23 protein-coding genes and 5 tRNA genes are annotated in these 21711 nt (G+C 69.9%); 19 read left to right on the top strand and 9 right to left on the bottom strand.

Annotation, left to right across the window (positions count from 1 at the left end; translation table 11 throughout):
- Nucleotides 1-94: 94 nt before the first annotated feature.
- Together ACIBJB_RS30015 and ACIBJB_RS30010 are read right to left on the bottom strand one after the other, a co-directional pair.
- Nucleotides 95-508, bottom strand: a complete 414-nt coding sequence (locus ACIBJB_RS30015) for a roadblock/LC7 domain-containing protein (protein ID WP_003993189.1) — start codon at nucleotides 506-508, stop codon at nucleotides 95-97.
- 9 nt (nucleotides 509-517) lie between these two features.
- The gene (locus ACIBJB_RS30010; RefSeq protein ID WP_398934998.1) at nucleotides 518-4372 is read right to left on the bottom strand and encodes a nitrate- and nitrite sensing domain-containing protein; all 3855 of its coding nucleotides are present in this window, start codon (nucleotides 4370-4372) and stop codon (nucleotides 518-520) included.
- A 566-nt stretch (nucleotides 4373-4938) separates the two neighbouring features.
- On the opposite strand from ACIBJB_RS30010, the gene ACIBJB_RS30005 reads away from it, so the two are divergent.
- From ACIBJB_RS30005 to gltX, 3 genes are all read left to right on the top strand, one after another.
- Nucleotides 4939-5124 (top strand): hypothetical protein, encoded by a 186-nt coding sequence (locus tag ACIBJB_RS30005; RefSeq protein ID WP_398934996.1) that lies wholly within the window; start codon nucleotides 4939-4941, stop codon nucleotides 5122-5124.
- Between the two features lie 115 nt (nucleotides 5125-5239).
- The gene (locus tag ACIBJB_RS30000; RefSeq protein ID WP_398934994.1) at nucleotides 5240-6025 is read left to right on the top strand and encodes a fumarylacetoacetate hydrolase family protein; all 786 of its coding nucleotides are present in this window, start codon (nucleotides 5240-5242) and stop codon (nucleotides 6023-6025) included.
- Nucleotides 6018-7505 (top strand): glutamate--tRNA ligase, encoded by a 1488-nt coding sequence (gene gltX / locus ACIBJB_RS29995; protein ID WP_398934992.1) that lies wholly within the window; start codon nucleotides 6018-6020, stop codon nucleotides 7503-7505. Before ACIBJB_RS30000 ends, gltX begins: the two co-directional genes overlap by 8 nt.
- A gap of 64 nt (nucleotides 7506-7569) precedes the next feature.
- Here gltX and ACIBJB_RS29990 read toward each other — a convergent pair whose 3' ends face one another.
- Nucleotides 7570-7854 carry a type II toxin-antitoxin system RelE/ParE family toxin gene (locus ACIBJB_RS29990; protein ID WP_398934990.1) on the bottom strand — a complete coding sequence of 95 codons (285 nt, stop codon included), beginning with the start codon at nucleotides 7852-7854 and terminating at the stop codon, nucleotides 7570-7572.
- Between the two features lie 74 nt (nucleotides 7855-7928).
- Between ACIBJB_RS29990 and ACIBJB_RS29985 the strand changes: the two genes are divergently transcribed.
- From ACIBJB_RS29985 to ACIBJB_RS29960, 6 genes are all read left to right on the top strand, one after another.
- Nucleotides 7929-8663 (top strand): HAD family hydrolase, encoded by a 735-nt coding sequence (locus tag ACIBJB_RS29985; RefSeq protein WP_398934988.1) that lies wholly within the window; start codon nucleotides 7929-7931, stop codon nucleotides 8661-8663.
- Between the two features lie 91 nt (nucleotides 8664-8754).
- Nucleotides 8755-8826 (top strand) — tRNA-Gln (locus ACIBJB_RS29980).
- Nucleotides 8827-8866: 40 nt separating this feature from the next.
- A tRNA-Glu gene (locus tag ACIBJB_RS29975) sits at nucleotides 8867-8939 on the top strand.
- Nucleotides 8940-8968: 29 nt separating this feature from the next.
- A tRNA-Glu gene (locus ACIBJB_RS29970) sits at nucleotides 8969-9041 on the top strand.
- A gap of 20 nt (nucleotides 9042-9061) precedes the next feature.
- Nucleotides 9062-9133: transfer RNA gene (locus tag ACIBJB_RS29965), tRNA-Gln, on the top strand.
- A 44-nt stretch (nucleotides 9134-9177) separates the two neighbouring features.
- Nucleotides 9178-9250 (top strand) — tRNA-Glu (locus ACIBJB_RS29960).
- Nucleotides 9251-9298: 48 nt separating this feature from the next.
- Here the strand turns inward: ACIBJB_RS29960 and ACIBJB_RS29955 are convergent.
- Entirely contained in the window at nucleotides 9299-9946 is a 648-nt protein-coding gene (locus ACIBJB_RS29955) for a MerR family transcriptional regulator (protein WP_398934986.1), read from the bottom strand.
- Nucleotides 9947-10059: 113 nt separating this feature from the next.
- On the opposite strand from ACIBJB_RS29955, the gene ACIBJB_RS29950 reads away from it, so the two are divergent.
- A complete protein-coding gene (locus ACIBJB_RS29950) occupies nucleotides 10060-10545 on the top strand; it encodes a DUF4188 domain-containing protein (protein WP_398934984.1) in 486 nt (161 codons plus the stop codon).
- An 88-nt stretch (nucleotides 10546-10633) separates the two neighbouring features.
- On the opposite strand, the gene ndgR is transcribed toward ACIBJB_RS29950, so the two are convergent.
- Entirely contained in the window at nucleotides 10634-11350 is a 717-nt protein-coding gene (gene ndgR, locus ACIBJB_RS29945; protein WP_007384919.1) for an IclR family transcriptional regulator NdgR, read from the bottom strand.
- Nucleotides 11351-11538: 188 nt separating this feature from the next.
- Here ndgR and leuC point away from each other — a divergent pair, with 188 nt between their 5' ends.
- The 4 genes from leuC (at nucleotide 11539) to ACIBJB_RS29925 (ending at nucleotide 14835) form a co-directional block, all read left to right on the top strand.
- Nucleotides 11539-12963, top strand: coding sequence for a 3-isopropylmalate dehydratase large subunit (gene leuC / locus ACIBJB_RS29940; protein ID WP_398934982.1), 1425 nt, complete (start codon nucleotides 11539-11541; stop codon nucleotides 12961-12963).
- 5 nt (nucleotides 12964-12968) lie between these two features.
- Nucleotides 12969-13562: a 3-isopropylmalate dehydratase small subunit gene (gene leuD / locus ACIBJB_RS29935; protein ID WP_057616463.1), complete on the top strand. Its 594-nt coding sequence runs from the start codon at nucleotides 12969-12971 to the stop codon at nucleotides 13560-13562.
- A gap of 263 nt (nucleotides 13563-13825) precedes the next feature.
- Nucleotides 13826-14056: a hypothetical protein gene (locus tag ACIBJB_RS29930; protein ID WP_007384922.1), complete on the top strand. Its 231-nt coding sequence runs from the start codon at nucleotides 13826-13828 to the stop codon at nucleotides 14054-14056.
- Between the two features lie 137 nt (nucleotides 14057-14193).
- Nucleotides 14194-14835, top strand: a complete 642-nt coding sequence (locus ACIBJB_RS29925) for an HU family DNA-binding protein (RefSeq protein WP_398934979.1) — start codon at nucleotides 14194-14196, stop codon at nucleotides 14833-14835.
- Nucleotides 14836-14906: 71 nt separating this feature from the next.
- Here the strand turns inward: ACIBJB_RS29925 and ACIBJB_RS29920 are convergent, their stop codons facing one another.
- Both ACIBJB_RS29920 and cofC read right to left on the bottom strand, forming a co-directional pair.
- A complete protein-coding gene (locus ACIBJB_RS29920; protein ID WP_398934977.1) occupies nucleotides 14907-15098 on the bottom strand; it encodes a hypothetical protein in 192 nt (63 codons plus the stop codon).
- Between the two features lie 9 nt (nucleotides 15099-15107).
- The gene (cofC, locus tag ACIBJB_RS29915; RefSeq protein ID WP_398934975.1) at nucleotides 15108-15746 is read right to left on the bottom strand and encodes a 2-phospho-L-lactate guanylyltransferase; all 639 of its coding nucleotides are present in this window, start codon (nucleotides 15744-15746) and stop codon (nucleotides 15108-15110) included.
- Between the two features lie 155 nt (nucleotides 15747-15901).
- Between cofC and ACIBJB_RS29910 the strand changes: the two genes are divergently transcribed.
- The 3 genes from ACIBJB_RS29910 (at nucleotide 15902) to ACIBJB_RS29900 (ending at nucleotide 18913) form a co-directional block, all read left to right on the top strand.
- Nucleotides 15902-16666 (top strand): lysophospholipid acyltransferase family protein, encoded by a 765-nt coding sequence (locus ACIBJB_RS29910; protein ID WP_398934973.1) that lies wholly within the window; start codon nucleotides 15902-15904, stop codon nucleotides 16664-16666.
- Nucleotides 16663-17673, top strand: coding sequence for an NAD(P)H-dependent glycerol-3-phosphate dehydrogenase (locus ACIBJB_RS29905; protein ID WP_398934971.1), 1011 nt, complete (start codon nucleotides 16663-16665; stop codon nucleotides 17671-17673). The genes ACIBJB_RS29910 and ACIBJB_RS29905 overlap by 4 nt, the downstream gene beginning before the upstream one ends.
- An 82-nt stretch (nucleotides 17674-17755) precedes the next feature.
- Complete coding sequence (locus ACIBJB_RS29900; RefSeq protein ID WP_398934969.1) at nucleotides 17756-18913, top strand: D-alanine--D-alanine ligase family protein; 1158 nt, start codon at nucleotides 17756-17758, stop codon at nucleotides 18911-18913.
- A 12-nt stretch (nucleotides 18914-18925) separates the two neighbouring features.
- Here the strand turns inward: ACIBJB_RS29900 and ACIBJB_RS29895 are convergent, their stop codons facing one another.
- Together ACIBJB_RS29895 and ACIBJB_RS29890 are read right to left on the bottom strand one after the other, a co-directional pair.
- Nucleotides 18926-19417, bottom strand: coding sequence for a DUF3515 domain-containing protein (locus ACIBJB_RS29895; protein ID WP_398934967.1), 492 nt, complete (start codon nucleotides 19415-19417; stop codon nucleotides 18926-18928).
- 20 nt (nucleotides 19418-19437) lie between these two features.
- Nucleotides 19438-19671 carry an Lrp/AsnC family transcriptional regulator gene (locus ACIBJB_RS29890; protein WP_057616476.1) on the bottom strand — a complete coding sequence of 78 codons (234 nt, stop codon included), beginning with the start codon at nucleotides 19669-19671 and terminating at the stop codon, nucleotides 19438-19440.
- A gap of 205 nt (nucleotides 19672-19876) precedes the next feature.
- On the opposite strand from ACIBJB_RS29890, the gene ACIBJB_RS29885 reads away from it, so the two are divergent.
- Together ACIBJB_RS29885 and thiD are read left to right on the top strand one after the other, a co-directional pair.
- The gene (locus ACIBJB_RS29885; protein ID WP_398934964.1) at nucleotides 19877-20845 is read left to right on the top strand and encodes a thiamine-phosphate kinase; all 969 of its coding nucleotides are present in this window, start codon (nucleotides 19877-19879) and stop codon (nucleotides 20843-20845) included.
- Nucleotides 20842-21624 carry a bifunctional hydroxymethylpyrimidine kinase/phosphomethylpyrimidine kinase gene (gene thiD / locus ACIBJB_RS29880; protein ID WP_398934962.1) on the top strand — a complete coding sequence of 261 codons (783 nt, stop codon included), beginning with the start codon at nucleotides 20842-20844 and terminating at the stop codon, nucleotides 21622-21624. The genes ACIBJB_RS29885 and thiD overlap by 4 nt, the downstream gene beginning before the upstream one ends.
- Nucleotides 21625-21711: the final 87 nt, after the last annotated feature.

Here is a 21711-nt window from a genome sequence, read left to right as displayed (position 1 = left end):
ACAGCAAGTCGGTCGGGCAAGCCGTCTGAAGAGGCCGGTGGGGGGATTGTGGCGGCCGGACGGTGATTTGGTGAGACGGGTGGATCCGGGCGGGTCAGTGGAGCAGACTGCCTTGAAGCTCGGCTCGCAGGTCGGGCGTGAGCACTGCGCCCGCGCGGTCGACCAGCAGGGCCATCTCGTATCCGACCAGGCCGATGTCGCATTCGGGGTGGGCGAGGACCGCGAGGGACGAACCGTCCGAGACGGACATGAGGAAGAGGAATCCCCGCTCCATCTCCACGACGGTCTGGGCCACGCTGCCGCCCTCGAAGATCCGTGAGGCACCCGCCGTGAGCGAGGTCAGCCCCGAAGCGACGGCCGCCAGCTGGTCGGCACGGTCGCGCGGGAAGCCCTCGGACATCGCCAGCAGAAGGCCGTCGGCGGACACGACGACGGTGTGGGACACCCCTGGGGTGTTGTCCACGAAGTTGGTGATCAACCAGTTCAGGTTCTGTGCCGCCTGGCTCATCGGGCTCAACTAACGCTCCTGCTGGTGAGTGGGGTTCGGGAAGCTGCCCGTCTGGCCGTTGCCGCCGACCTGACGACCTTGCGCGATACCCCGACGGAGATTGGTCAGCCGGCCGCGCACGTCGTCAGGCGCACGCGAGACAGCCGGACCGCTTTGGTGCTGTTGCTGCTGAGCCGTACCCGGGACGAGGTTCGCCCTGGGCACCCGGCGCGGCAGACCGGAGGTGGTGACACCGCCCGCGGCCGGCTGGCGGACACGCTCCGCCTGCCGGACGAGGTCGTCATTGGGCGAACTGCGCCAGGCCGCGGAAGCCGCGGGCCGTTGCGGAGCGCCGGCAGAACTCTGTGGGGCCGCGGGAGCCTGCTGCCGCGGCGCCTGCGCCGGGGAGGAGCCGTTGCCGTTGGCCGGCTGCCCCTGTCCCTGCTGCTGGCTGCCGTGGAACCAGTTGGTCTCCAGCGTGTCGTACAGCGGCGTCCGGCCGTCACCGGGACCCGCCGGGGGCAGCGCCTCCGGCTCCTGGCGGACCGGCCGCTGCTGCGGACGCGGCGGCATGGGCGGCCGCGGGGCGCCGAAGTCGGCGCCGTTGGCCTGGGGGCGCTCGAACTGGCCCGTGGACGCGGGGTCCTGACGGCCCGGCAGGGAATGCTGCCCGGTGGAACTGCCGTCGTAGCCCGGCATCGCGAACTGGCCCGTCGAGCCGCTGTCGTACGCCTGCGGAGTCGCGAACTGCCCGGTCTGCGCACCGCTGTTCTGCCCGGCCGGAGTACCGAAGACGTCCGGTCGGACGAACTGGCCCGTGTTCTGCGCGTCGTTCGGGACGGGGCGGGGGAACTCGCCCGTGTCCTGGGGGTCGTTGGATCCCGGCCGCGGGAACTGGCCGGTGTTCTGCGGACCGACCGCGCCCGGGCGGGGGAAGTCGCCCTGCGGACCGTTCGCACCCGGCCTCGGGAACTGGCCGGTGTTCTGCGGCGCGTCGAAGTCCGGCCGCGGGAACTCGGAGGTGCTCGCCGGACCCCGGTGGTCGTCGATCCGCGGCATCCGCGAGGTGGCGGCCGGGTCCTGCTCGTCGTGGCCGCGCGGGACGTCGAGCGAGGCGCGCGGCACCGGCGGCTGCGCGTTCTCGTCGCTCCAGCTCGGGGTGCGGGGCTGCTGGTTGCCGCCCGGCAGCTCGGCCCGCGGACCACCGCGGCCCGGCAGCTGCGGCCGCCGGCGCCGGCCGCCCCGCTCGGGAGCCTGGTCGGCGTTCGGGGCCTGCGACTGCGGAGGCACGGGCCCCCGGCCGCCGAAGGCGTCCTGGCCGCCGCCGAAAGCGTCCTGACCGTTGAAGGCGTCCTGGCCCGGACCGCCCGTGCCCGCGGCCTGGAGGCCCTGCGGAGCACCCGGCGCCTGGCCGCCGAACCCGGCACCCGCGGGAGCGGGCCGGCCCTGCGGGGGCGTACCCGGACCCTGCGGTCCTCGCGGGCCGCCCGGCGCACCGGGACGACCGCCCTGCCCACTGCCGGGCAGCGCGGCCCGCGGTCCCTGACCGGAGCTGAGCCGTCCGCCCGAGGGGGCACCGGCACCGAGAGCGCCACCGCCCGCGCCACCGGGCGCACCGCCAAGGGCACCGCCCTGGCCGTTGCCACCGCCACGACGGGCCGCGGCCACACCGGCGGCGGCCTGAGCCGCGGCGGGGGTGGCCTGACCGGGCTTCGGCTGGGGCTTCTTGCCGCCCTGGGCGACATCCACGGGCAGCATGACCAGCGCGGTCGTACCACCGGAGTCGGACGGGCGCAGCTGGATGCGGATGCCGTGGCGCTGCGACAGCCGGCCGACCACGAACAGGCCCATGCGGCGGGAGACGGAGACGTCCACGGTGGGCGGCGAGGCGAGCCGCTCGTTGATCGCGGCGAGGTCCTCGGGGGAGAGGCCGATGCCGGTGTCGTGGATCTCGATCAGCACCCGGCCGTCGGGCAGCGCGTGACCGGTGACCTTGACCTTGGTCTGCGGGGAGGAGAACGAGGTCGCGTTCTCCAGCAGCTCGGCGAGCAGGTGGACGAGGTCGTTGACCACGCGGCCGGCCACTTCGGTGGTCGGCACGGAGGCCAGCTCGATGCGCTCGTACTGCTCCACCTCGGACGCGGCGGCACGCAGCACGTCGACCAGCGGGACCGGGCGGGTCCAGCGGCGGCCGGGCTCCTCGCCCGCGAGGACGAGGAGGTTCTCACCGTTACGGCGCATGCGGGTCGCGAGGTGGTCGAGCTTGAACAGCGAGGACAGCTGGTCCGGGTCGGCCTCGCGGGACTCCAGTTCGGAGATGAGCGAGAGCTGACGCTGGATGAGGCCCTGGGAGCGGCGCGAGAGGTTGGTGAACATCGCGTTGACGTTGCCCCGCAGCAGGGCCTGCTCGGCGGCGAGGCGGACCGCCTCGCGGTGCACGTCGTCGAAGGCCGCGGCCACTCGGCCGATCTCGTCCCGGGAGTGCACACCGACCGACTCCACGGACGTGTCGACGTCCTGCGGGTCGGACTCGGACAGCTGCTTGACCAGCTCGGGCAGACGGTCGGAGGCGACCTTGGTGGCGGTCTCCTGGAGACGGCGCAGCGAGCGGATCATGGACCGGGCCACGACGAAGGCGCCGACCAGCGAGACACCGAGCACGAGCAGGATCAGCGCACCGGCGATGATCGCGTCGCGCTCGGTGGCGCTGCGCAGCTCGCGGGCCTTCTGCTCCATGTCCTCGAGCAGCGTGTGCTCGATGTTGCCCATCTGCTGGATCTTGGTCGAGCTGTCGTCGACCCAGTCCTTGTAGGAGCGCTTGTCCAGGTCGGCGAGGCCACCCTGGCGGCCGAAGGCACGGCCGGCGTACTGGTCGGCGGCCTCGATGTTCGAGTTGCCGTCCTCGATGGGCTGCAGGAGCTCCTCGGCGTTGTTGTCGCCGTAGATGCTCCGGAAGGTGTTGAGGTCGGACGCCTCACTGTCGAGCGCACCCTGGCCGTAGAGCCGGTCGGTCTCGGAGAGGCTGCCCAGTGTCTTGTTGGACGCGGGCAGCGCCGCCGCGAGGATGGCGCGCTGGCTGGACGCGTACTCCTTGGCCGAGGAGAAGGCCGCCAGGGCACGCGTGCTCTGGATCATGTCCGGGTTGCTGGTCGCCTGGGCCATGTCCTGCGAGAGGTCGAGCAGGTGCGTGATCAGGCGGTGGTAGGACTCCACCGTCTGCGTCGCGTTGCCCTTGGTCTCGTAGGCGTCGCTGCGGATCTTGCTCAGCGTGTCCAGGTCGCGGACGAGGCCGACGAGGCTGTCGCGGACGCCCTGGAGGTTGCCGTCCTTGCCGGCGGTGTCGATGTCCTCGGCGGCGTTGATGAAGTTGGTCGCGGCCCGGTCCGTCTTGTCCCGGTAGCCCTTGACCGTGATGTTGCTCGCCGTGGAGTCGTGCGCCAGCGGACCGGCCGACTGGTCGCGCTCCTCCTGGAGGGCCGCGGCCAGCTCGGTGGCCTGCTTCGTCATCTCCGTCAGCAGCTTCATGTTGTCGAGCTGCTGGATGTCGTCCATGGAGTCGTTGATGCGCAGCGCGCCCAGCGAGGTGGCCGCCACCACGGGGAGCGCGAGCAGCGACACCAGGCGCGTGGAGATGCGCCAGTTGCGCAGGGCTACGCGCGATCCCGGGCCGCTGGGGCCCTTCGGGGGCTTCACCGTCGGCTTGGCCGCGGCCGCCGGGCCCGAGGACGCCGACGTGCCGAGGCGCCCGGGGCCGGAACCGCCGTCCACGGCCGGGCCCGGGTTCTGGGCGTGCTGGGGGGAGGAACTGCCGACATTGGGGCCAGTCCCGCCGTGCTGCTCCGGCTCGGCCGAAGCGCTGCCATCCCTCTTGAAACGTCCCTGCACTAGCGTCGCAACCTCTGGACCAGGCGCTCCTCCGCAGGACGGCGGAGCACGGTGTCGGCGTTGTGGGGCGCGCCCTGAATACGCACCCCGGGTGGTCTGAGTGACCGGCGCTGCTCCCCCTTTACTCACCGCCGCTCGGCGCTTCTCTGCGCCCCCTGTGCGCCGGTTCGATCCCGCGGCGGTCCGTGGAATTCCAGCACAGTGCCGGATCTCCAACAAGGTCCGAGGGTCAGACCGTGACCTACGTGACACCACGTGAGGACAGTGTCACCGGCTGTGGGAAGCGTTCTCGTGCATAACGGACATAAGTCCGCGAGTCACCCTGCGGGGGTAGGTGTCCCAGTCGCCATGATCAGGAGCGGAATGATGGCTTCAGGGAGTCAATGTCCGTTTCGTTGGGGTGAGTTAAGGCTCGGAATTGTCCGGTTTGCCCACAGGTCAGTGAGGAAACTCACACGCCGATCATGAGGTCTTCGCGGCTTCGGAGGGGAATGGCATGTTTAGCCTGACGCTTTACAAGAAGGCCGCAACTGTCCAAACCACCACTGTCGAGGTCGAGTACAACCGTGAAGACGACGATGATGTTCCGCAACATTGCCAACCCGCGGCGCACGACGCTGGCGCACCTCGAGGACGCCGACGCACTGCAGATCCCGGAGCAGCCGGAGCACTCCCTCGCCCTCCCGGCCCAGACCGCCAACCCCCGGCGGACGGTCCTGATGGAGATCCCGGTCTCCGCCGACGCCGAGTAGATCACAACCGTACGACGGCCACGGCACCGCGGTGATACGCGCGGTGCCGTCCCCTCCCCGCGTTAGCCTGGAGCGTCAGACTCCAGCCGGCCGAGTAGAGGGGCGCCCAGATCCCGTGCGCATCGCCAGATTCTCCATCGACGGGAACGTCGCCTTCGGCGCGGTCGAGGGCGACAGGCCGGACGAGCTCGTCCTCGACATCATCAAGGGCATCCCGTTCGCGGACTTCGAGCTCTCCGGTACGAAGGTCCCGCTCAGCAAGGTCCGGCTGCTGCCCCCGGTGCTCCCCAACAAGGTCGTGGCGTACGGCCGTAACTATGCCGACCACGCGAAGGAACTCGGCAACGAGGTCCCGGACGTCCCCTTCGCCTTCTTCAAGCCCTCCACCTCGGTGATCGGCCCCGGCGACGAGATCCAGTACCCCTCCTTCTCGGAGGACGTCCACCACGAGGCCGAACTCGCCGTCGTCATCGGCCGTATGTGCCGTGAGGTGCCGCGCGAGCGCGTCAAGGACGTGATCTTCGGCTACACCTGCGCGAACGACATCACCGCCCGGGACGTCCAGAAGCGCGAGAAGCAGTGGGCGCGGGCCAAGGGCTTCGACAGCTCCTGCCCGCTGGGCCCCTGGGTGGAGACGGACCTGGACCTGGAGACGGCCTCCGACCTGACGATCCAGCTCACCGTCAACGGCGAACAACGCCAGCTCGGCCGCACCAGCGAGATGATCCACTCCATCGAGGATCTGATCGTCAACATCACCGAGGCCATGACGCTGCTCCCCGGCGACGTGATCCTCACGGGCACCCCGGCAGGCGTCGGGCCGCTCACCGTCGGCGACGAGGTCGCCGTCACCATCGAAGGCATCGGCACTCTCACCAACAAGGTTGTCAAGCGTGGCTAGCGCACCCGTCCCCGCCGTCCGAGTACGGTTCTGCCCGTCGCCCACCGGTAACCCCCACGTGGGCCTGGTCCGCACCGCCCTGTTCAACTGGGCGTTCGCCCGGCACCATCAGGGCACGCTCGTCTTCCGCATCGAGGACACCGACGCGGCCCGCGACTCCGAGGAGTCCTACCAGCAGCTGCTCGACTCGATGCGCTGGCTGGGCTTCGACTGGGACGAGGGCCCCGAGGTCGGCGGGCCGCACGCGCCGTACCGGCAGTCGCAGCGGATGGACCTCTACAAGGACGTCGCAGTCAAGCTCCTGGACGCCGGTCACGCGTACCACTGCTACTGCTCCCAGGCGGAGCTGGACACCCGCCGCGAGGCGGCTCGCGCGGCCGGCAAGCCCTCGGGCTACGACGGCCACTGCCGCGACCTGACCGACGAGCAGGTCTCCACGTACGTCGCCGAGGGCCGTACGCCCATCGTCCGCTTCCGTATGCCCGACGAGACGATCACCTTCACGGACCTGGTCCGCGGCGAGCTGACGTTCACCCCCGAGAACGTGCCGGACTACGGGATCGTACGAGCCAACGGGGCGCCCCTCTACACGCTGGTGAACCCGGTCGACGACGCGCTGATGGAGATCACGCACGTCCTGCGCGGCGAGGACCTGCTGTCCTCCACCCCACGCCAGATCGCCCTGTACAAGGCACTGATCGAGCTGGGCGTCGCGAAGACCGTGCCCGCCTTCGGGCACCTGCCGTACGTGATGGGCGAGGGCAACAAGAAGCTCTCCAAGCGTGACCCGCAGGCCTCGCTGAACCTCTACCGGGAGCGCGGCTTCCTGCCCGAGGGACTGCTCAACTACCTGTCCCTGCTGGGCTGGTCGCTCTCGGCGGACCAGGACATCTTCACCACCGACGAGCTGATCGCGGCCTTCGACATCGCGGACGTGAACCCCAACCCGGCGCGCTTCGACCTGAAGAAGTGCGAGGCGATCAACGCCGACCACATCCGTCTCCTGGACGTGAAGGACTTCACGGAGCGCTGCGCCCCGTGGCTGAAGGCTCCCTTCGCCCCGTGGTCCCCGGAGGACTTCGACGAGACGAAGTGGCAGGCGATCGCCCCGCACGCCCAGACCCGCCTCAAGGTCCTCTCCGAGATCACCGACAACGTCGACTTCCTGTTCCTGCCGGAGCCGGTCTTCGACGAGCCGTCGTGGACCAAGGCGATGAAGGAGGGCTCGGACGCCCTGCTGCGCACCGCCCGCGAGAAGCTGGAGTCCGCGGACTGGACCTCGCCGGAGTCCCTCAAGGAGGCCGTCCTGGCCGCCGGCGAGACCCACGGCCTCAAGCTCGGCAAGGCCCAGGCCCCGGTCCGCGTGGCCGTCACCGGCCGCACCATCGGCCTGCCCCTCTTCGAGTCCCTGGAGATCCTGGGCAGGGAGACGACGCTGGCCCGCATCGACGCGGCGCTGGAGAGGCTGGCGGCGGCGTAACACCCGCACACGTGAGGGCGGCACCCGGAACATTCACATTCCGGGTGCCGCCCTTCGGCCGCTCTCAGACCGCGTCGCTCTCGTCGATCAGGTAGGCGCTCTCGTCGAAGATCTCCAGCACCACGACGACCATGATCGCGCCGGCCACCACGTACTCCAGCATCACGCCGGGCGCCACATAGGCCTTGCGCAGGTGCTCATCGGGCCCGAGCTGCGCGGTCGACGTCTTGCGGAACGGGTCACGAGCCAGTATCCGCACGGCCTTGTCCAACTGGGCTCGACGCTCTCCGGGCAGGGCGTCGTACGTCGCACGGGCCTCGACAGTGAACTGGACGCGATACTCGCTCATGGCACCCAGTGTCCCAGGCGTCGTCCTTCGCCGTATCCGCCCTGTGGACAGGCCCCTCGGGTTACCGTCGGCTCATGAGCATTCGGGCTGTGGTCTGGGACGTGGACGACACCCTCTTCGACTACACGGGGGCCGACCGCATCGGAATGCGTCTGCATCTGACGGCCGAGGGACTGCTCGAGACGTACGAGAGCGTCGAGCAGGCCATCGTGCGGTGGCGGGCGATCACCGACAGCCAGTGGGCGCGGTTCTCGGCGGGGGAGGTCGACTTCCAGGGGCAGCGGCGGGACCGGGTGCGGGTGTTCCTGGGCGAGGAGCTGACCGACGCGGAGGCGGACGCCTGGTTCCAGCGGTACATCGCGCACTACGAGACCGCCTGGGCCCTCTTCCCCGACGTGCTGCCCGCCCTGGACGCCCTCGCCGCCAGTCACCGGCACGCGGTGCTGTCCAACTCCAGCATCCACGTCCAGGACCACAAGCTGCGCGTGCTCGGCGTGCACGACCGCTTCGAGGTCATCCTGTGCGCCGCCGAACTGGGCGTCTCCAAGCCCGAGGCCGGCGCCTTCCTCGCGGCCTGCGACGCCCTGGAGCTGGCCCCGCACCAGGTGGCGTACGTCGGCGACCACCCGGAGATCGACGGCCGGGGCGCCGCCGAGGCCGGACTGCTCTCCGTCTGGGTCGACCGCGACGGCGGTGTCCACGCCCATGTCCCCGCCCCCGCGGGACCGCGCCGCATCGCCTCGCTCGCCGAACTCCCCGCGATCCTCGGCACGGATACCCGTTTTGGAGCCCCGTCCACCTTCGGGTAATGTTCTTCCTGCGCCGCCGGGGAGCGGGCCGAAAGGCCGGGATCCGGAGGAGCGAACTAGAACAAGATCCCCGTAGGGGCTTGCGTTCCAGTGGCCTATGGTGTAATTGGCAGCACGACTGATTCTGGTTCAGTTAGTCTTGGTTCGAGTCCAGGTAGGCCAGCTCGCAGAGCTCATCTGCAGGCGGAGATCAATTCCGCGAAGCCCCCGTTGTGTAGCGGCCTAGCACGCTGCCCTCTCAAGGCAGTAGCGCCGGTTCGAATCCGGTCGGGGGTACTGATCTCGATGAACTCGTGATCGCTAGGGCCCCCGTTGTGTAGCGGCCTAGCACGCCGCCCTCTCAAGGCGGTAGCGCCGGTTCGAATCCGGTCGGGGGTACGATTTACTCTAAATCACCTTGGTCTATGGTGTAATTGGCAACACTACGGTTTCTGGTACCGTCATTCTTGGTTCGAGTCCAGGTAGACCAGCTCGGGCCTGCGGCGATGTAGTACTAAACGCCTGCAGGATCCACGCCCCCGTTGTGTAGCGGCCTAGCACGCCGCCCTCTCAAGGCGGTAGCGCCGGTTCGAATCCGGTCGGGGGTACGCGACACAAGGGCCCTCCCTCGGGAGGGCCCTTCTGCGTTTCCCCTGTCACTTCCCGCCGAACCGCCGGCGTGACTCCTGAGCCTGTGCCAGCCGGCGCAGACTCAGCAGCACCGGCTCGTACAGCACGGTCAGCGCCACCGCGGCCTCCACCTGTTCCTCCGGCGCCCCGTAGCGCTCCACCAGGTCGAGATCGGTGCCGGCCAACCGCTCCATCGCCCGGCCGTACGGCTCCAAGTCCCGGGCGGAGCACGGGTAACCGAGCCGGGAGAGGGTAGTGATCGCGGTCACCAGCATCCCGAACGCCGGCGCGGTGGGAGTGTCGGACGCGGGTCCGTAGCTCCAGCCGAGCCGGTCCAGGAGGGCATCGGCGGTGCGCCGGCCCGCCTCGGTCGCCGGGTCGTCCTCGTCCGGCGCCGGCCCGTGCGGCAGGGCCCACACGGCGGTACCCAGCCGCTGGTTCCGGTCGAGGTCCTCGTCCTGCAGGGCGGCGAGCACTTCCCGGGCCGAGGCCACTGGGATCCGCCCCACCTGGATCAACGCGCGCACCAGACGCAGGCGCCGCAGATGCTCCTCGTCGTACTCGGCCTGCGTGGCGGTGATGCGGCGGCCGGGATGCAGCAACCCCTCGCGCAGGTAGTACTTGATCGTCGCTGTGGAGACACCGCTGCGCGCGCTCAGCTCGGCAAGTCGCATCCGCCTCGCACCCTCTTTCCTCTTGCGCCCCTCGTTGGAGAGTGCCACTATCCAAGCATGGATAGCGCCGCTATCCAATCCTTGGGTCACGACGCGAGGGAGTGGGGGACGCGATGGGTGCCAAGCCGATCGAAGGACGCATGACGGCGGCGAGCGAGGACGAGGTGGTCGTCTTCCTGATCGGAATGCGGATCAACAGCTTCTCGGCGCCGCGCAGTTGGCTGCCGGTGGCCAGGGCCATGGGCCCGATGATCGCGGAGCTGTCGCGGGAGAAGGACAGCGGGCTGCTCGGCTACCAGTTCCTGTTGGGCTTTCCGCGGGTGCTGTACGTGGTGCAGTACTGGGACTCGAAGGAGAAGCTGCTCGCCTACGCGTCGGCGCCGGACAAGAAACACCGGCCGGCGTGGACCGCCTTCAACCGGCGGCTACGTGAAGGGAAGGGCAAGGTCGGCTTCTGGCACGAGACATACGTCGTGCCGGCGGGGTCGTACGAGTCGATCTACATGAACATGCCGGAGTTCGGCCTCGGAAAGGCCACTGGCGTCGTTCCGGTCGGCCGGCGGGGCGACCGGGCGGCCGACCGGTTCCGGATCTCCTGAGCGTGTCCACTGCTCGCCGGCGCTCTGCCGTGAGGGGCCTGCCGCGGCGTTGAGGCCGGCCCTTCCCGGTGTCGCGCGGGCGTGACGGTCAGCCCGTGCGGCGCAGTGCCTCGGAGAGGCGGGCGGCGGCGTCGATGACCGCCTGGGCGTGCATGCGGCCCGGGTGGCGGGTCAGGCGCTCGATGGGGCCGGAGACCGAGACGGCGGCCACCACGCGGTTGGAGGGTCCGCGTACCGGCGCGGACACCGACGCGACGCCCGGCTCGCGCTCGCCGATGGACTGGGCCCAGCCGCGGCGTCGTACGCCCGACAGGGCCGTGGCCGTGAAGCGGGCGCCCTGGAGGCCGCGGTGCAGGCGCTCCGGCTCCTCCCAGGCCATCAGGATCTGGGCCGAGGAGCCCGCCTTCATGGTGAGCGTCGAGCCGACCGGGACCGTGTCCCTGAGGCCCGACAGGCGCTCCGCGGCGGCGACGCAGATACGCATGTCGCCCTGGCGGCGGTAGAGCTGTGCGCTCTCGCCGGTGATGTCCCGCAGATGCGTGAGCACCGGGCCGGCCGTCGCGAGGAGGCGGTCCTCGCCGGCGGCCGCGGCCAGCTCGGCGAGGCGCGGGCCCAGAATGAAACGGCCCTGCATGTCGCGTGCCACCATGCGGTGGTGTTCCAGAGCCACGGCCAGCCGGTGGGCCGTGGGTCGTGCCAGTCCGGTCGCCGCGACCAAGCCCGCGAGGGTGGCCGGACCGGACTCCAGAGCGCTCAGGACAAGGGCTGCCTTGTCCAGAACGCCGACGCCGCTACTGTTGTCCATGAAACGATACTCACGTCTCACTCTGTGAAACGCAAGTTCCTTTTTTCGTGAGACGCGCAACCCTTGTAGACACAGCGGCCCGGTGACCGTACGGGCCTGGTGACGGGCGCCCGTGAACTGGGGCCGGGTGCCGTCTCCTCAAGATCTCTAGTTGGGCCGGTGGACGTTTGCCGGCCGGAGGGAAAGCGATGGGTAGGACACTCGCGGAGAAGGTCTGGGACGACCATGTCGTCCGGCGCGCCGAGGGCGAGCCCGACCTCCTCTTCATCGATCTGCACCTGCTGCACGAGGTGACCAGCCCGCAGGCCTTCGACGGTCTGCGCAAGAGCGGTCGCCAGGTGCGCCGGCTCGACCTGACCATCGCCACCGAGGACCACAACACCCCGACCCTCGACATCGACAAGCCCATCGCGGACCCGGTCTCGCGCGTCCAGCTGGAGACGCTGCGCAAGAACTGCGCCGACTTCGGCGTCCGGCTGCACCCGCTGGGCGACGTCGAGCAGGGCGTCGTGCACGTGGTGGGTCCGCAGCTCGGACTGACCCAGCCCGGCATGACCGTGGTCTGCGGCGACTCCCACACCTCCACGCACGGTGCCTTCGGCGGCCTGGCGTTCGGCATCGGCACCTCCCAGGTCGAGCACGTCCTGGCCACCCAGACGCTGCCGCTGGTCCGCCCGAAGACCATGGCGATCACGGTCGACGGCGAACTGCCCGACGGCGTCACGGCCAAGGACCTGATCCTGGCGATCATCGCCAGGATCGGCACCGGCGGCGGCCAGGGCTACGTCCTGGAGTACCGCGGCTCCGCCATCGAGAAGCTCTCGATGGAAGCCCGCATGACCATCTGCAACATGTCGATCGAGGCCGGCGCCCGCGCGGGCATGATCGCCCCCGACCAGACCACCTTCGACTACCTCGAGGGCCGCCCGCACGCGCCCAAGGGCGAGGACTGGGACGCGGCCGTCGCGTACTGGAAGACCCTGAGGACGGACGAGGACGCCGAGTTCGACGCCGAGGTCGTCATCAAGGCCGACGAGCTGGCGCCGTTCGTCACCTGGGGCACCAACCCCGGCCAGGGCGCGCCGCTTTCGGCGGACGTCCCCGATCCTGCTTCGTACGAAGACGCTTCGGAGCGCCACGCCGCCGAAAAGGCCCTGGAATACATGGGGTTGGAGGCCGGGCAGCCGCTGCGCTCCATCAAGGTGGACACCGTCTTCGTAGGTTCGTGCACCAACGGCCGTATCGAGGACCTGCGCGCCGCCGCCGAGCTCGTCAAGGGCCGCAAAGTCGCCGACGGCGTACGGATGCTGGTCGTTCCCGGCTCCGCGCGGGTGGGTCTGCAGGCCGTCTCCGAGGGCCTGGACGTCGTCTTCAAGGAGGCCGGCGCCGAATGGCGGCACGCGGGCTGCTCGATGTGTCTGGGCATGAACCCGGACCAGCTGGCCCCGGGTGAGCGCTCCGCGTCCACCTCCAACCGCAACTTCGAGGGCCGGCAGGGCAAGGGCGGTCGTACGCACCTGGTGTCGCCGCAGGTCGCGGCCGCGACCGCCGTGCTCGGCCACCTGGCTTCGCCCGCCGACCTGTCCGACGCCCCTGTCGCCGCTGGAGTCTGAGAGTCATGGAAGCATTCACCACGCACACCGGCCGGGCCGTCCCGCTGCGCCGTTCCAACGTCGACACCGACCAGATCATCCCTGCTCACTGGCTCAAGAAGGTGACGCGCGACGGGTTCGAGGACGGACTGTTCGAGGCCTGGCGCAAGGACCCGTCGTTCATCCTCAACCAGCCCGAGCGCAAAGGTGCGACCGTCCTGGTCGCCGGTCCCGACTTCGGTACCGGGTCCTCCCGTGAGCACGCCGTCTGGGCGCTGCAGAACTTCGGCTTCAAGGCCGTGATCTCGTCCCGCTTCGCCGACATCTTCCGCGGCAACTCGCTCAAGAACGGCCTGCTCACGGTGATCGTGGAGCAGAAGATCGTGGATGCGCTGCAGGAGCTCACGGAGAAGGACGCGACTGCTGAGGTCACTGTGGACCTCGAGGCCCGTGAGGTGCGTGCGGCGGGCATCACCGCCGCCTTCGAACTCGACGAGAACGCCCGTTGGCGGCTGCTGAACGGCCTGGACGACATCTCCATCACCCTCCAGAACGAGGCCGACATCGCGGCGTACGAGGCCAAGCGGCCCTCGTACAAGCCGCGGACGCTGCAGAGCTGACCCCAGGGCCGAACAGGTCGAGTTTCGGCCACCTCAACACCCCCGCCGTACCCCCGATCAGCCCGATCGGGGGTACGGCCGTTTCTGCGCCCGGACGGCCGCGCGTGGTGCGACACGCCCGTTCAACTTCCCACGTTACGACGGGTGTTGTCGGGGTACGCGTCCCTTGTAGCCGTGGCTTCCGGATGTGCCCGGAAGGCCGTTTGAGGCGGCAGTTGCACCCCTAGCAGGCGACAACTCGCCCCAGATGGCACAATCTGTGCATGGAACACGACGGCCAACTCGAGCTCTATGCGGCAGTCGCGGACCAACTCAAGGAAGCGCACGCAAGGGTGCGCGCACTGCAAGTCCCGGAGGGCGTACGGATGGCGCTGACCCGGAAGCTGCTGGTCATTACGGCCGCGGCCAAGCACGACGTCGTCGAAGCGACAAGGCGTCTGGAGGGGTTCATGGCTGACCTCGACGCGGGGCGGATCCCGGAAGAGGAACGCTGAACACAGCCAGAGCAGCCGAGTTCGTTGCGGCACAAGGGTGATAAGCCCGTTTCGTGTTTGATTTGCGGTATATATCTGCCTAACGTGCGAAAAAGCTTGAACACTTTCGTTCTGGCAATGTCTCCGAAGGGGAAGACGTGAACAAGGCGCAGCTCGTAGAAGCGATTGCCGACAAGGTGGGCGGCCGCCAGCAGGCCGCCGACGCTGTCGACGCGGTCCTGGACGCCATCGTCCGCGCGACGGTCGCGGGCGACCGGGTCTCGGTCACCGGCTTCGGTTCGTTCGAGAAGGTCGACCGGCCGGCCCGTTACGCCCGTAACCCGCAGACGGGCGAGCGGGTTCGGGTCAAGAAGACCTCCGTTCCGCGCTTCCGCGCGGGCCAGGGCTTCAAGGACCTGGTGAGCGGCACGAAGAAGCTCCCGAAGAACGACGTCGCGGTCAAGAAGGCGCCCAAGGGCAGCCTGACCGGCGGGGCTTCGGCCACGGTCAAGAAGGCGGCCGCGAAGAAGGCCACCGCCAAGACCGCCGCCGCCAAGAAGACCACCGCGAGGAAGACGACGGCCAAGAAGACGACGGCCACCGCGAAGAAGGCCCCGGCGAAGAAGGCGCCCGCCAAGAGCACGGCGACCGCCAAGACCACCGCCGCGAACAAGACCACCGCCAAGAAGACGACGGCCAAGAAGGCCCCGGCGAAGAAGGCGACCGCCAAGAAGGCCCCCGCCAAGAAGTCGGCGGCCCGCACCACCACCGCCAAGAAGGCCACGGCCCGCAAGAGGTAAGGGCACAGGGCACTCACGCGCCGGGCCGGACTCCGCATCGGAGTCCGGCCCGCGGCGTGTGCACAGGGGGTTCAGAAGGTCTGGAGGGTCACCAGGGTGATCTTGTCCCCGTCCATCTCGATGCGCACGCGCTGTCCGGGACGCAGCAGCCTCAGACCGCCCGCGTCGAACGCCGGTGCGTCGAAGGGGACGGGGGTGCCGTCGTCGAGAAGCACCTGCCCGCTGCGGCTTTCGGAGTCGTAGGTGTACGCGGTCGCCTGCATGGCCGCAGCCTACTGCCCGGGAATCAGCAACCGCGCAGCGGCGGCGGCCGTCCGGGGGCCCACCCCGAGGGCGAGCGCGGCCCGCAGGTCCTCGCCGGTGTCCACGTCCTGTCGTACGGAATCCACCTCGGTGAGGGGGAGTTCCGTCGCTCCCGAGGCGCGATGCCGTGCGCGGGAATCCGGGCCGAAGGCGGGGCGCAATTCCGCGTCCTCCCGGGCCGCCAGCAGAGTGGTGCCGATTGTCGCGGCGTCCGCGAGAAAAGCGCGCGGGAATTGGGCGGCAGCGTCGAGGACCCGGGCCAATTCCAGGGGCCGTAGCGCCGGAAGATCGGCGTTCAGGGCCGCGAGGGCCCTTTCGGGACGCGTGGACCGTACGACGGCCGCCGCGTGCGACAGGGCCGCGTTCAGGCCGCCGCGCGGCTCGTCGGGGACGATCCGGGCGCCCAGGGCCGCCAGCTCGCGGCCCGCCAGGGCGTCATCCGTGACTACCGCCACATCACCGACCGCGGGGCAGGCCAGCGCGGCCGCCACGGTGTCCTGGGCGAAGGCGAGGGCCAGACCCGGGCGCACCCCGTCGTCGGCGGTGTCCGAGAGCCTGCTCTTGGCCCGCGCCAAGGGCTTGAGCGGGATGACCAACGTCCACTGCACGCGAGTTCCGTCCTTCTCTGGTGGCGGCCATTGTCACTCAGTCGTCACGCGGCCCATCTGGCGGTGTCGGTGGCGGGGCGTACGGTGTTCTCGACAGACCGGCGGCCTGGGGCGACACTTGTGCGGCCCCCCAGGCCCAAGAGGAAGGTGTCCGCGTGCCCCGCCGCAGAATCGGCTTCTGGTACCGCTTGGCAGCGGTGATCGCCAAACCGCCGCTCGTGGTTCTGATCAAGCGGGACTGGCGTGGAATGGAGCATATTCCGGCCGACGGCGGATTTATCACCGCGGTCAACCACAATTCGCACATCGATCCCTTCGCGTACGCGCACTTCCAGTACAACACCGGACGCGTTCCGCGATTCCTCGCCAAGAGCGGTCTTTTCAACAAGGGATTCATCGGCGCCATGATGCGCGGCACGGGCCAGATTCCCGTCTACCGCGAGACCACGGACGCGCTCAGCGCCTTCCGGGCCGCCATCGACGCCGTGGAACGCGGCGAATGCGTCGCGTTCTACCCCGAGGGCACCATCACCCGGGACCCCGACCAGTGGCCCATGATCGGCAAGACCGGTGCCGCGCGGGTGGCCCTGCAGACCAAGTGCCCGGTGATCCCCGTCGCGCAGTGGGGCGCCAACGAACTGCTGCCGCCGTACGCCAAGAAGCTCCACGTGTTCCCGCGCAAGACCTCGCACGTCCTCGCGGGCCCGCCCGTGGACCTGTCGCCGTTCTACGGCAAGGAGATGACCCCGGACCTCCTGAAGGAGGCCACCGAGGTCATCATGGCCGCCGTCACCGCCCAGCTGGAGCAGATCCGCGGCGAGAAGGCACCCGAGACGGCGTACGACCCGCGCCGCGAGCGGATCGAGCAGCGGCGCCGCACCCAGGCACAGAACGGCCACGAGGGGGAGAAGACCACGTGAGCAAGCCCGTCAAGGCGGCCGTCTTCGGTACCGGTTCATGGGGCACCGCGTTCGGCATGGTGCTCGCCGACGCGGGGTGCGAGGTCACCCTGTGGGCGCGGCGTCCCGAACTCGCGGAAGCCGTCAACTCCACGCGGACGAACCCGGACTACCTCCCCGGCGTCGAACTCCCGGAGAACCTCCGGGCGACCGCAGACGCCGCGGAGGCCGCGCGCGACGCGGAATTGACCGTCCTCGCGATCCCCTCCCAGACCCTGCGCGCCAACCTCGCCGACTGGACCCCCCTGCTCGCGCCCGACACCGTCCTCGTCTCCCTCATGAAGGGCGTCGAACTCGGCTCCGCCATGCGGATGAGCGAGGTGATCGAGGACGTCGCCAAGGTCGGCGCCGACCGCATCGCCGTGGTCACCGGACCCAACCTCGCGCGAGAGATCGCCGCCCGGATGCCGGCCGCCGCCGTGGTCGCCTGCACCGACGAGGCGGTCGCCCGGCGGCTCCAGTCCTCCTGCCACACGCCGTACTTCCGCCCGTACACCAACACCGACGTGGTGGGCTGCGAACTCGGCGGCGCCGTGAAGAACGTCATCGGCCTCGCCGTCGGCATCGCGGACGGCATGGGCCTCGGTGACAACGCCAAGGGCTCGCTCATCACGCGCGGTCTCGCCGAGACCACCCGGCTCGGACTCGCCATGGGCGCCGACCCGCTGACGTTCTCCGGACTCGCCGGTCTCGGCGACCTGGTGGCGACCTGCTCCTCGCCGCTGTCGCGCAACCACACCTTCGGCACCAACCTCGGCAAGGGCATGACCCTGCAGGAGACCATCGCGGTCACCAAGCAGACCGCGGAGGGCGTCAAGTCCTGTGAGTCCGTGCTGGATCTGGCCCGCAGGCACGGCGTCGACATGCCGATCACCGAGACCGTCGTCGGCATCGTGCACGAGGGCAAGGCCCCGGTGGTCGCCGTCAAGGAGCTGATGTCGCGCAGCGCGAAACCCGAACGACGCTGAGCGACGACCTCGCTTTTTGCCTCGTTCGCCGCGGGGGCGCACGCTGTATCGGGGCACTACCAACGGGTACTCTCAACGCGATATGAGCACCGAGAACCTCCCCCAGAGCCCTCAGCAGCCGCCTCGCAAGCCGCGCGTGGCCGTCGTGTTCGGCGGGCGCAGCTCCGAACACGGGATCTCCGTGGTCACCGCCGGCGCCGTACTGCGGGCCATCGACCGGACCAAGTACGACGTCCTGCCGATCGGCATCACCCGGGACGGCCGTTGGGCGCTCACCGCCGACGAACCGGAACGCATGGCGATCACCGAGCGCCGTACGCCGAGTGTCGAGGAACTCGCCGAGTCGCGCGAGGGCGGCGTGGTGCTCCCCGTCGACCCCGCTAACCGCGAAGTCGTCTACAGCGAGCCCGGATCGGTGCCCAAGGCGCTGGGTGAGGTCGACGTCGTCTTCCCCGTCCTGCACGGCCCCTACGGCGAGGACGGCACCCTGCAGGGCCTCCTGGAGCTCTCCGGCGTCCCGTACGTCGGCTCGGGTGTGCTCGCCTCGGCCGTTGGCCAGGACAAGGAGTACATGAAGCGGGTGTTCACCTCCTTCGGGCTCAAGGTCGGCCCGTACGTGGTGATCCGGCCCCGCGAGTGGGAGCGGGACGAATCCGCGGCCCGCAAGAAGATCGTCGACTTCGCGGGCGAGCACGGCTGGCCGCTGTTCGTGAAGCCCGCGCGCGCGGGTTCGTCGATCGGCATCACCAAGGTCGACGACCTGTCCGGCCTGGACGAGGCGATCGCCGAGGCGCAGAGCCACGACCCGAAGATCCTCGTGGAGGCGGCGCTGCGGGGCCGCGAGATCGAGTGCGGGGTCCTGGAGTTCGAGGACGGCCCGCGCGCGTCGGTCCCGGCCGAGATCCCCCCGCCGCAGGAGCACGCGTACTACGACTTCGAGGCGAAGTACATCGACTCGACCCCGGGGATCGTGCCGGCGCCGCTCACGCCCGAGGAGACGGCCGAGGTCCAGAAGCTCGCGGTCGACGCCTTCGACGCGGCCTCCTGCGAGGGCCTGGTCCGCGCGGACTTCTTCCTCACCGAGGACGGCGAGTTCGTGATCAACGAGATCAACACGCTTCCGGGCTTCACGCCGATCTCGATGTACCCGCAGATGTGGGAGAAGAGCGGGATCAGTTACCCGGAGCTGGTGGACAGGCTGATCGAGGCGGCACTGCGCAGGTCGACGGGACTCCGTTGACCGATCGGCAGGCTAGTCGGCGATCCCCTCGGGGATCGCCTTCTTTATGCCGGACGCCAGATCCACCAGGGGCGCCAGGCCGTCGCCGGTGCGCTCCTCGGGGATCGTCACCTCGACGTACGCCTTCCGCAAGGTCGTGGTGAACCGGAACGACCCGTCGTCCTGCTTCTCCAGCAGCCAGCCGACCCCGTTCGCCTCGACCCCGTCGGCCTCCGGGTCGTCCATCTTCGAGGGCCGCTCGACACCGCACCGCAGTATGATCGCCGGGTCACCCCAGCCCGCGGTCAGCGCGGACGCGGGCTCGGGATCGCGACGGTCCTGGTCGTCGACCTTGGACGGCAGTACCCGGTCCAGTTCTCGGCAGAGTTTCGTGACGCCCGCCCCCGGCGAGGGAACCGCCGCCGACGCGCTGTCGTCTGCGGAGGAGCAGCCCGCGACCGTGATCAGCAGGGCGAACGCGGGCGGCCCGAGGACAGTACGGCGCCGGTGACGGAAGAAGTTCACCGGCCAAGGGTAGACGGGGGCTACAGATGGACGACCGGGCAGGTCAGAGTACGGGTGATGCCATCCACCTGCTGGACCTTGGCGACCACCAAGCGGCCCAGGTCGTCCACGGTGTCGGCTTGGGCACGGACGATCACGTCATACGGTCCTGTCACGTCCTCGGCCTGGATGACTCCAGGGATCTTGCTGATCGTCTCGGCGACGGTCGACGCTTTGCCGACATCCGTCTGGATCAGGATGTACGCCTGTACCACGGAACCTCCAGGGCGGCCACGAGGATCATGTGGGGAAAAGGAACGCCACGGTATCGCGTCGCCGCTCGTCGCGGGGAGACCCGCGGGGGCGTGGACGCCCGTGCCGGGTGCGGACACGACAGAAGTTCACGGTCCCCTCGACCGTATCGAGGACACTGATGACGCGCGACCGGGCACGGCACGGCACAGAAGGGGCGTAAGGGCAATGAAGGGCACTGTTGGTGAGCTCGGCGAGTTCGGGCTCATCAGGGAGCTCACCTCCCGTCTCACCACCACCCCGGCGGTCCGGGTGGGTCCCGGCGACGACGCCGCGGTGGTCGCCGCGCCCGACCGCAGGGTCGTGGCGAGCACCGACATCCTTCTCGAGGGCCGGCACTTCCGCCGCGACTGGTCCACGGCCTACGACGTCGGCCGCAAGGCGGCCGCGCAGAACCTCGCGGACATCGCCGCCATGGGTGCCGTGCCGACCGCCCTGCTGCTCGGCCTGGTCGTGCCCGCCGAACTCCCCGTCACCTGGCCCTCGGAGCTCATGGACGGTCTGCGCGACGAGTGCCAGGTCGCGGGCGCGTCGGTGGTCGGCGGGGACGTCGTACGGGGAGACGCGATCATGGTCTCCATCACCGCCCTCGGCGATCTGCGGGGCCAGGAGCCGGTGACCCGGGCCGGCGCCCAGCCCGGTGACCTCGTCGCGGTGACCGGCTGGCTGGGCTGGTCCGCGGCCGGGTACGCGGTGCTCTCCCGCGGCTTCCGCTCGCCGCGCGCGTTCGTGGAGGCGCACCGGCGCCCCGAACCGCCGTACCACGCGGGCCCGGCCGCCGCGGCGCTCGGCGCGACCGCGATGTGCGACGTGAGCGACGGGCTGATCGCCGACCTCGGACACATCGCCGAGGCCAGCAAGGTCCGCATCGACATCCGTTCCGGCGCGATCGACATCCCCACCCAGATGAACGACATCGGACAGGCCGTCGGTGTCGACCCCATGCAGTGGGTGCTGAGCGGGGGAGAGGACCACGCGATCGTGGCGACCTTCCCGCCGGACGTGAAGCTCCCCGCCCGCTGGAAGGTGATCGGCGAGGTCCTCAACCCCTCGGCGCTGCCCCAGGTGACGGTCGACGGGGCGCCCTGGACGAGCAAGGGCGGCTGGGACCACTTCGGCGGGGACATCGAGTCGTGAAGCCCCTGGTGCTCACGGTGGCGGGCTCCGACTCCGGCGGAGGCGCCGGAATCCAGGCCGACCTGAAGACCATGCTCGCGCTCGGCGTGCACGGCATGAGTGTCGTCACGGCCGTCACCGCGCAGAACTCCCTCGGTGTACAGGGCGCCTGGGAGCTGCCCGTCGAGGCGGTGCGGGCCCAGTACCGCAGTGTCGTGGACGACATCGGCGTCCAGGCCGTGAAGACCGGGATGCTCGCCTCGGCCGAACTCGTCGAGGCGGTGGCCGAGTTGCTCGCAGCCACGGACGCCCCGGCCGTGGTCGATCCGGTCGGCGTCTCGAAGCACGGGGACTCGCTGCTGGCCACGTCCGCCCTGGAGTCCGTACGCACGAGGCTGCTCCCGGTCGCCACCGTCGCCACCCCGAACCTCGACGAGGTGGCGCAACTCACCGGTGTCCGGGTCGACGCGGAGTCCGGTATGCGAGAGGCCGCCGAGGCGGTGCTGTCGTACGGACCGACGTGGGTGCTCATCAAGGGCGGCCATCTGACCGGCGACGCCGTCGACCTGCTCACCGACGGCCGTGCGGAGCACTGGCTGCGCGCGCCGCGCCACGACAACCGGCATACGCACGGCACGGGCTGCACCCTGGCCTCCGCGATCGCCTCGCAGCTCGCGAAGGGACAGTCCGTGCCGGAGGCGGTGGCGGCCGCCAAGGAGTACGTCACCGGGGCGATCGCCGCCGGCTTCGCGCTCGGCGACGGGATCGGTCCCGTGGATCATGGATGGCGGTCCCGGTAGTACGCGGGCGCGGAGTACCGGGACACGGCAAAAAGCCGGCCCACCTCTCGGTGGACCGGCTCAGTGCAGCGAACCAGCAGTGGCCGC

Origin of the sequence: Streptomyces sp. NPDC050759 (assembly GCF_044456945.1) — a bacterium.
GTDB lineage: Bacteria > Actinomycetota > Actinomycetes > Streptomycetales > Streptomycetaceae > Streptomyces.
The sequence above is the reverse complement of the archived record's forward strand: the minus strand, read 5'-3'. Positions and strand labels throughout refer to the sequence as shown.

What these genes read in the sequence shown, in the direction of transcription:
- leuD (WP_057616463.1), top strand. Translation starts at nt 12,969, where the DNA reads ATGGAAGCATTCACCACGCACACCGGCCGGGCCGTCCCGCTGCGCCGT.
- ACIBJB_RS29885 (WP_398934964.1), top strand. Translation starts at nt 19,877, where the DNA reads ATGAAGGGCACTGTTGGTGAGCTCGGCGAGTTCGGGCTCATCAGGGAG.
- ACIBJB_RS29930 (WP_007384922.1), top strand. Translation starts at nt 13,826, where the DNA reads ATGGAACACGACGGCCAACTCGAGCTCTATGCGGCAGTCGCGGACCAA.
- ACIBJB_RS29900 (WP_398934969.1), top strand. Translation starts at nt 17,756, where the DNA reads ATGAGCACCGAGAACCTCCCCCAGAGCCCTCAGCAGCCGCCTCGCAAG.
- ndgR (WP_007384919.1), bottom strand. Translation starts at nt 11,350, where the DNA reads ATGGACAACAGTAGCGGCGTCGGCGTTCTGGACAAGGCAGCCCTTGTC.
- ACIBJB_RS30015 (WP_003993189.1), bottom strand. Translation starts at nt 508, where the DNA reads ATGAGCCAGGCGGCACAGAACCTGAACTGGTTGATCACCAACTTCGTG.
- ACIBJB_RS29985 (WP_398934988.1), top strand. Translation starts at nt 7,929, where the DNA reads ATGAGCATTCGGGCTGTGGTCTGGGACGTGGACGACACCCTCTTCGAC.
- ACIBJB_RS29920 (WP_398934977.1), bottom strand. Translation starts at nt 15,098, where the DNA reads ATGCAGGCGACCGCGTACACCTACGACTCCGAAAGCCGCAGCGGGCAG.
- ACIBJB_RS29950 (WP_398934984.1), top strand. Translation starts at nt 10,060, where the DNA reads ATGGGTGCCAAGCCGATCGAAGGACGCATGACGGCGGCGAGCGAGGAC.
- ACIBJB_RS29955 (WP_398934986.1), bottom strand. Translation starts at nt 9,946, where the DNA reads ATGCGACTTGCCGAGCTGAGCGCGCGCAGCGGTGTCTCCACAGCGACG.
- leuC (WP_398934982.1), top strand. Translation starts at nt 11,539, where the DNA reads ATGGGTAGGACACTCGCGGAGAAGGTCTGGGACGACCATGTCGTCCGG.
- ACIBJB_RS29990 (WP_398934990.1), bottom strand. Translation starts at nt 7,854, where the DNA reads ATGAGCGAGTATCGCGTCCAGTTCACTGTCGAGGCCCGTGCGACGTAC.